6 protein-coding genes are annotated in these 8,329 nt (G+C 69.0%); 3 read left to right on the forward strand and 3 right to left on the reverse strand.

Going from position 1 to position 8,329, the window contains the following annotated elements; genetic code table 11:
* Positions 1-1,248, reverse strand: a 1,248-nt coding sequence (locus tag RMO04_RS00330; RefSeq protein ID WP_309642806.1) for a hypothetical protein, incomplete at its 3' end; no start/stop codon positions are given.
* Between the two features lie 131 nt (positions 1,249-1,379).
* On the opposite strand from RMO04_RS00330, the gene RMO04_RS00335 reads away from it, so the two are divergent.
* Genes RMO04_RS00335 through RMO04_RS00345 form a run of 3 tightly spaced genes read left to right on the forward strand, consistent with a single transcriptional unit; the run spans position 1,380 to position 6,752 of the window.
* Positions 1,380-2,417, forward strand: coding sequence for a hypothetical protein (locus tag RMO04_RS00335; RefSeq protein ID WP_309642807.1), 1,038 nt, complete (start codon positions 1,380-1,382; stop codon positions 2,415-2,417).
* Positions 2,418-2,427: 10 nt separating this feature from the next.
* Positions 2,428-5,628, forward strand: a complete 3,201-nt coding sequence (locus RMO04_RS00340; RefSeq protein ID WP_309642808.1) for a glycoside hydrolase family 99-like domain-containing protein — start codon at positions 2,428-2,430, stop codon at positions 5,626-5,628.
* On the forward strand, positions 5,625-6,752 hold the full coding sequence (locus tag RMO04_RS00345) for a glycosyltransferase family 4 protein (protein WP_309642809.1): 1,128 nt from the start codon (positions 5,625-5,627) through the stop codon (positions 6,750-6,752). The genes RMO04_RS00340 and RMO04_RS00345 overlap by 4 nt, the downstream gene beginning before the upstream one ends.
* Here RMO04_RS00345 and RMO04_RS00350 read toward each other — a convergent pair.
* Together RMO04_RS00350 and RMO04_RS00355 are read right to left on the reverse strand one after the other, a co-directional pair.
* Positions 6,749-7,474, reverse strand: a complete 726-nt coding sequence (locus tag RMO04_RS00350) for a hypothetical protein (protein ID WP_309642810.1) — start codon at positions 7,472-7,474, stop codon at positions 6,749-6,751. The genes RMO04_RS00345 and RMO04_RS00350 overlap by 4 nt on opposite strands.
* Before the next feature lie 17 nt (positions 7,475-7,491).
* A partial coding sequence (locus RMO04_RS00355; RefSeq protein WP_309642811.1) for a hypothetical protein occupies positions 7,492-8,329 on the reverse strand: 838 nt, incomplete at its 5' end.

Below are 8,329 nucleotides of genomic sequence, written 5' to 3' on the forward strand. Positions count from 1 at the left end.
TTCGGAGATGTGCAAGGCCCGGCCCGGGCCGTAGACACAGACGCCGCATGCGGGGCTACCCGGTGGCGGCGCGCCGCAGTCCTCCACGTCGTTGCGCAACAGGTGGACGCCGGCGCACAGGGCGGTGAAGTCGTGGATCCAGAAGTAGCCCGCGTTCAGGCCGGCGATCCGGACCAGGTCGACGACATCGCGGGCGGAATGACCCAGCATGCTGTGGATGGCGAAGCTCCGAAGCCCGGCCTTCACCTTGGAAAGGGCGGCTTTCAACTCGGCGATCACCACCGCCTGGGGGAAGAAGCCCAGGGGCGCGCCGTTCAGCATCACCCCCACCGGAAACTCCGCCTCGCCGGTGCGGACCAAGGGCCAGCCGTGCGCCGGATAGACGTGGAGATGGTCGCGGCCGAGCGTGGCGATGTCGGCGGCCTCGCGCTGAATGCAGAGCTGCAGACCCCCGACGGTGGCGGCGTAGTTGTCGTGCCCGAAGGTGATGTGCAGGTCCGCCAGGCCGGTGCGGGTCTGGGCCAGGCCGGCGCTCAGCGTTGCGGCCTCGTCTGGGGCGATCTGGCGCGCCCAGTACTCGTAGTCCTCCAGTCGCTGCTGAAGCGGCAGCAGCCTACTGATGATGTCGTGGCGGAATCCGAGATTTCGCTTGGCCAGCCGCCCCTCGGCTCGGCCATGGCCGAGATAGTGCAGGAACGGCTGAATCCCAGCTGCGGCCACGTCGGCGTTGAGCTCCAGATAGTCGCGCACGGAGAAGGCGGCGTTGGGATCGCGTCCTTCCCGCCACCCCACGAAGAGGAAGTGCTCCAGGGGATCGCCGCCAGACGCGGCGACGTCGGGGTTTTGTCCCAGGTAGAAGGCGGCGTCGAACTCCCGCGCCGCGAGGGCGAACTGCTGCGGACCCAGCGGCTCGGGCGGCGCGCGATCAGGCGACCGGAGGCGCGCGCTCAGCCAGGCGTCGGCACGCTGCGACCGGGCGATCTCGCGACCTTCGCGCAGGCCTTGGCTGAGATAGTGGATGAAGGGATTGCCGCCGGACGCCGCCACGTCGGGATGCAGCGCCAGATAGCCGTCGGTGGAAAACCACGGCGCGGGATCGCGACCCTGCCGCCAGCCGCCCAGCCCGTAGTCGGCCGCGGGCTCCAGCTCCACGCCGGCCAGGTCCGCGTGGGCGCCGCGGTAGAAGTCGGCGTCGAGACCCAGCGACAGCAGTCTGAACGTCGTATCGGAATGGGCCGCGGCGGCCATGCGCAGAGAGTCCCCGGCGAAGTCGGCCACCTGTGCAACAGTTGGTCGGGCCGATCAACCGCGCCCGCACTTGCAGGCTGGGGCGAGCGGCCATACAGCGGGACGAAGACGAACCGCGGACCCGGGACATCATGGCGACGGCAAGGGCCGGAAAGAACAAGTCGGACCGGGCGGCCTATCTGGTGCTGGGGATGCACCGCTCCGGCACCTCGGCGGCGACTCAACTCCTCGCCCTGGCGGGGGCCGAGCTCCCGCAGAATGTGATGCCCGGCGACGAACACAACGCCAAGGGCTACTTCGAACCTTGGAAGATCGCTGTATTCAACGATGCGCGCCTGCGCGCCGGCGGCGGCGCCTGGGACGACCCCTTCACCTTCCCCTACCAAGCCCTGCCCAAGGCTCAGGAGACCGAGTGGGCGACCCGCGCGCTTGAACTCTACGACGCCGAGTTCGGCCAGGCCTGGTTCCCGCTGCTGAAAGATCCTCGGGTGTCGGTCCTGGCGCCGCTCTGGCTGAGCGCGCTGAAAGCCCGCAAGATGCCCGCCCGCGCGGTCATCCCTGTCCGTCACCCCCTGGCGGTGGCCGGATCGCTGGCCCGCCGCGACGGCTTCCCGGTCGAGAAATCGGTGTTGCTCTGGATCACCTACATGCTGGCGGCGGAGCTCTATTCCCGCGACATGCCCCGCGCCTTTGTCGGCTATGACAGCCTGCTGGCCGACTGGCGCGCGGAGGTTGGACGCATCGAAGCCGCCCATGGCGCGTCCCTGCCGCGGCTGAGCGACCACGCCGCGGGCCTGATCGACGGCTTCCTGACTTCGGATCTGCGTCACAATGCGGCGCGCGGCGACCTGGTTTCGGTCCCGGTGGTCGGGACCGTGGCGGCGCGGGTGCATGCCTGGTTCGAGGCCCGCGCGCGCGACGAGCCGACCGATCCCGCCGTCCTTGATGAAGCGGCTGATCAGATCGCGCGGATGAAGACGGAGATGGGCGCGTTTGTCTCGCCCGTCACCCAGGCCCTGGACCTGGCTCGCGCCGACCTGGCCCAGGAGCGCAACCGTCGGGCGGCCGAGCAGCGCGAGCTCTCGGAAGCGGTCGCCGAACTCGCCAGGCTGCGTCGCGAGCGCGCGGGCGTCGAAGCTATGGTCGACACCATGATCGCCGGGCGCTAGAGCCCGTCCCTTGGCAAAACGACCGACAAACCCGAAGCCCGACCCCGCCGCCGCGGACGCTCTGCTGGCCAAGCGGCGCGCCCTGCACAAGGCGCGGATGGTGGTGGCCGAGGATCGCTGGAACCGGTTCCACAAGGCCGCGGCCCGTCGGGTCGGCGTCGCCGAAAAAGGTCCGACCGAGCAGAAGTTCGACTTGATGCTGGCCCGGGCCAAATGGCCCGGCCGCGCGGCGCTGATCGCACGCTCGGGCCTCTGGGACGTGCGGCTGGACCACAACCTCGGGCGCGAGGGCGGGCCCGTGAAGGGGTTGGTCGACTACGTCCGCGCCGGGCCGGATTCCACCGCCTACCCCAAGGCCCTGTTCGACCAGACCTGGTACATGGAGCGGAACCCCGATCTTGTGGGCAGTCGCTGGGCGCCGTTGGCCCACTACCTCGTGGCGGGCGATCACGAAGGCCGCGATCCCCACCCGCTGTTCGACCTGAAGGATTATCGGGGCCGGCACGCGGTGAAGATCGCCGCGACGGGCCTCACCGCCCTGCAGCACTTCGTCCATCGCGGGGCGATGGAAGGCTTCGATCCCCATCCCCTGTTCGACCTGCGCCACTATGTGGGCCAGGCCGAAGAGGTGGCGGACTCCGGCGAGAACCCCCTCGCCCACTATCTGCGCGAGGGCTGGCGACGCGGCTACGATCCTCACCCGCTGTTCGCCGGAGACTGGTACCTGACCCAGAACCCCGACGTGGCCGACCGGGGCATCGCGCCCCTGCTGCACTATGTGACCAGCGGCGCCGTCGAGGGCCGCAGCCCTCACCCGCTGTTCGAGGCGGTCTGGTACGCCGAGCGCTATCGCGACGCCGCGCCGCTGGGCTCCAACGCCCTGTCGCACTTCCTCGACTACGGCGCCGATCAACGACGCAACCCGTCGTCCCATTTCGACGTGGCCTTCTACCTGGAACAAAACCCGGCGGCGCCGTCGGACCAGCATCCCGTGATCCACTACCTGATGGAGGGCGCCTTCGAGGGTGTCTCACCGGCCGCCGACTTCGACGAAGCGGCCTATCTCATCGAGCATCCCGAGGCCGCCGAGACGCCGTTGGCCGGCCTGCTGCATTGGGCGCTCTCGCGCTCGCCGAAACCCCAGCCTGGCGCGATCGGACGCCGGTCCCTGGGCGATGACGGCCTGTTCGAACAGCTCCGCAGTTCGGGCCGGATGCGCGACGCCGGCGCCTACGACATCCAGGCCTATCGCGACATGACCCTGGAGCGGCGACGGCTGAAGGAACACGCCATCGCCAAGGTGAAGGCCGCCAAGCCGAAGCTCATCGTCGTGAGCGCGCGCGACTTGGATCAGGCCGCGAGCGAACTGGCCTTCCAGCCTGTCGCCCGGCCCAAGGTCTCCATCATCATCCCGGCCTTCAACAACCTCACCTTCACCCTGGAGTGCCTGAAGGCCCTGGCGGCGGGCGGCGGCTTGGGGCGCGCGGAAGTCATCGTTATCGACGACGCCTCCAGCGACGCGACTAGCGCCGTGCTGGGCAAGATCGTCGGCCTGAAGCTGATCACCAACACCGAGAACCTTGGTTTCATCCGCACCTGCAACAAGGCCGCGCAAGCGGCCAAGGGCGAGTTCCTGGTGTTCCTGAACAACGACGTCCAGGTCCGGCCCGGCTGGCTGGACGCCCTGCTCGCGCCGTTCGCCGAGGAGAAGAACGTCGGCGCCACGGCGCCCAAGATGCTGTTCCCCGACGGCCGGCTGCAGGAGGCCGGAGCGCGGATCGGGGTGGACGGGACCGCCGAGATGATCGGCCTGTTCGAGGATCCGGATCTGGCGCGCTGGAACGTGCGGCGCGAGGTCGACTACGCCTCGGGCGCCTGCCTGATGGTCCGACGCAAGGTGTTCGCCGAACTGAATGGGTTCGATGAGGCCTTCGCCCCGGCCTATTGCGAGGACGCCGATCTCTGCTTCCGACTGCGCGAGGCCGGCCTGCGGGTGATCTATGAGCCCACGGCCCAGATCGTCCACCACCTCAGCGTCACCGCCAATTCCATCGACACCGGCTACAAGCACCGCCTGGCCACCCGCAATCAGCAGGCCTTCGTCGAGCGGTGGGGCGAGCGCCTGGACGCGTTGAACGCGGTGCGGACCATCGCCTTCCACCTGCCCCAGTTCCACGCGATCCCGGAGAACGACCGCTGGTGGGGCACGGGCTTCACCGAGTGGACCAACGTCACCCGGGCCTTGCCGAACTATCGCGGCCACTATCAGCCGCACCTGCCCGCCGATCTCGGCTTCTATGACCTGTCGAACCCCGACGTCCTCAAGCGCCAGGGCGAGCTCGCCGGGCGCTACGGCGTGAGCGGATTCTGCCACTATTTCTACTGGTTCTCCGGCGGCCGTCGCGTGCTGGAAAAGCCGCTGGAGCCGTTGCTCGACAGCCGGCCCGACGACTTCCCGTTCTGTCTCTGCTGGGCCAATGAGAACTGGACCCGCACCTGGGACGGTGAGGCGCGCGACGTCCTGCTGGCCCAGACCTATGAGTCCGGCGACGCCGAGGCGCTGATCGCCGAGATGGCGCCCTACATCGCGCGGCCGAACTATATCCGCATCGCCGGCAAGCCCCTGGTGCTGATCTATCGGCCCGGCCTGCTGCCCGACGCGAAGGCCTGGGCCAAGGCTTGGCGCGACCACTGCCGCAAGGCCGGGATCGGTGAGATCTACCTGGCCTTCGTCGAGAATTTCGAGAACGCGGGGGCCGGGACCGACCCCAAGCCGCTGGGCTTCGACGCCTCGGTGGAGTTCCCCCCGTCGGGCGCCGGCGCCCTGATTCATCCGCCGGGACCTCTGTACAATCCCCGCTTCGACGGCCGGGTGAACGACTACCGCGCCATGGTGCGGCGCTATCTGGAGACCCCGCCCCCGGCCCACACGCGGTTCCGGGGCGTGATGCCGTCGTGGGACAACACCGCGCGGCGCCAGGACGGCGGCTGGGTCTATCAGCACGCCACGCCCGGCGCCTTCCAGGCGTGGCTTGAGGCGATGTTCGAGGAAACACGGCGCCAGAACTTCGGCGAGGAACGCATCGTCTTCATCAACGCCTGGAACGAGTGGGCCGAGGGCGCGCACCTGGAGCCTGACCAACGCTTCGGCCACGGCTGGCTGGAGGCGGTGAAGAACGCCTACGACGCCGATCTGGCGGACAAGTCATGAGCGACCTCGTTCTGGTCGGTCACCCGTTCTCGGCCATCGGCATGGCCGAGCATGTCCGCTCCGCCCAGCGTGCGCTGAAGGCCGTGGGCGTAAAGGCCGGTCTGGTCGACATCTACGGGATGGACCGCGGCAAGGACCCCGATTTCGAACGTGAATTCGGCGCCGACGTGGTCAAGGGCCTGTCGGCGAAGACAAACCTCTTTTGCATCAACGCCGACGAAGTCGAGCAGGCCATGGGGGTGCTGGATCACCTGGGGTCGGCCCCCGCCTTCCAGAGCGCCCACAACATCATCTATCCCGCCTGGGAGCTGGCCAGGTATCCCGAGCCCTGGGCGCGGATCCTGGAGCGGTTCGACGAAGTCTGGGCGCCGTCGGCGTTCATCCGCGAGGCCATCGCCGAAGCCGTCGACACGCCTGTGGTTCACATGCCGCTGGCGGTGGAGATGACCGTCTCGGCCTTCCTGGGCCGCCGCCACTTCGGCATTCCGGAGAACGCCTTCGTCTGCTTCTTCTTCTTCGACTTCTCTTCCTACGCCGAACGCAAGAACCCGTTCGCCATGCTTGAGGCCTTCGAGCGGCTGGCGGCCCTGCGGCCCGACGCGCCACTGCACGCGGTGGTCAAGTACAAGGGCGGCAAGGATGACAATCCCGGCCGGCGGGCGCTGGAGGCGCGATTGGCCAGCCTGGGGTCGCGCGCCCAGGCGATCACGCGAGAGCTGTCGGACAACGAGATCAAGAACCTGATCCGCTGCGCCGACGCCTTCGTCTCCCTGCACCGGTCCGAGGGGTTCGGGCGAGGTCCGGCCGAGGCGATGCTCATGGGCCGCGCCGCGGTCGCCACCGCCTACTCCGGCAATCTCGACTACATGACGCCGCGGACCAGCCGGCTGGTGGACTACAAGCTGATACCGGTGGCCGATGGCGCCTATCTGCATGGAGAAGGCCAGGTCTGGGCCGACGCCAGCGTCGACCACGCCGTGACCCTGCTGGCGGCGCTGGTGGACGACCCAGCTGAAGCCCGCGCGTTGGGCGCTCGCGCCAAACGCCATATCCGCACCCACTTCAGCGCCCGAGCCATCGGCCTGCGCTACGCCGGACGGCTGGAGCAAATCGCGGGCGGCTAGGCCGCAGGCGTCTCGGCGGCCTTGGGACTTTCCTTGACCGGCGGCGCGGGGGGAGGCGGCGCGACGCCCAGGGCGGCTGGGCCCGGGTTCTCCGTCACCGCGATCTGATGGATGGTGAAGGTCCCGCCCGCCTGGTCGTCAGTGTCGATGCGCAGGCTGTCGATGATCGACCTGGTCCAGTCGTCGCCACCCTTCTTCGGGCGCGCCATGTCGTAGACCAGCACCACAGTCTCGCCGACGCCAGGGGCCGCGCCCTCCACGGGTTTGGCACGGAAGTCACCGGACTCGGCATGGCCGTCGGCCGTGGAATAGAAGAGCGTCCCGTCCCACGCCGCGCCGGGCCGGTGGCGGGTCAGCCGCACGAGGACCAGCGAGTAACGCTCGCCATCCAGCTCAAGACCCTTGGGCGAGCGCAGGACCGGGTCGAAGTCCACATTGCGGACCGAGAGACCCATCGGCGTCGCGGGAAGCACGCTGCCGCCCGCCAGGACGAAACCCTCGGTCGAGCCGTCGAAGGTCCAGGTCCGACCGGCCCGGAGCAGCTTGCCGCCGACCTCGAAGGCGCCGGCCGCTTCGTTCCAGGTCACCTTTTGCGGACGGAGATTGCTGGGCGCCTGGGCGCTCTGCGGGGGCTTGGCGGGCCTCGCCCAAGGCGCCGGCTCGTCGCAACCGGCCAGCACCAGAGCCGTCGCCGCCAGAGCCGGGATCAGGATCGATTTCATAGGCAGGGCAGGCCCCATCACGCGCGCCCCGCGGATCGGAGGACCGGCGGGTCCAAGGCCAGATAGAGAAGCCCCGCCATGGCCGCCAGATCGAGGGCGTAAAGATATCTGTAGTCGCAGGCGATGGAGACCACGAAGAAGCTGGCGGTGAAGGCGAGCACGCCCAGCATCAGGGCGGCGATCACCATGTCGGCCGCCTCTCGCCGGACGATCAGGAAGCCCGCCACGATCAAGGCTGCGGCCGCGAAGGCCAGGTGGGAGTAGAACGGCGTCACGTACCACCAGGTGGCGTAGTTGCTAATGGCCATGTCCGACGGCTCGCGACCCGCCGTGATCTGCAACAGCTCCAGCCGCGCGGCGGGCGCCTCCACCCCCACGAAGACCGGATTGCAGCGCTCCAGCACCGGGTTGATCAGAACCTGGACGAAGGCGTCCCAGCGATGGCTCATATAGGCGGCCGGATGGTCCAGGATCAGCTCAAACCACTGGGCGGATATCGCCGCCTCGGGCGTCAGCCACAGCGCCGTGCCCAGGGCCGGGCTGCGATCCAGGAAGTCCACGCGCTCGGGCGAGTAGACCTTCGGCGACTCGGCCTGGATGACGGCGACCGCCTTGGGATTGGCCCTGGCGATCGCCTCCAGCTTCAGGTTCGGATCGTGCGCCACGGCGCCGACGATGTCGTAGTGGCGCAGGATGCGCAGGCCGGTCGACATCGCAGCGTCAGGGCCGGAGCCGCGCGGCTGCGCCAGGACTCCCATGGCCTGCGCCAGGAGGAGGACAACGACGAGGCCGCCCGCGCCCCACGCGAGACCCGGCCGCCAGCCCTGGCGTCTCGCCGTCCAGCCCAGCGCCAGG

This window comes from Phenylobacterium sp. (assembly GCF_031412415.1).
Taxonomy (GTDB): Bacteria; Pseudomonadota; Alphaproteobacteria; order Caulobacterales; family Caulobacteraceae; genus Phenylobacterium.

Bases quoted from the DNA above. Each gene is read 5' to 3' on its own strand.
- RMO04_RS00335 (WP_309642807.1), top strand. From the start codon at position 1,380: ATGGCGACGGCAAGGGCCGGAAAGAACAAGTCGGACCGGGCGGCCTAT.
- RMO04_RS00345 (WP_309642809.1), top strand. From the start codon at position 5,625: ATGAGCGACCTCGTTCTGGTCGGTCACCCGTTCTCGGCCATCGGCATG.
- RMO04_RS00350 (WP_309642810.1), bottom strand. From the start codon at position 7,474: ATGAAATCGATCCTGATCCCGGCTCTGGCGGCGACGGCTCTGGTGCTG.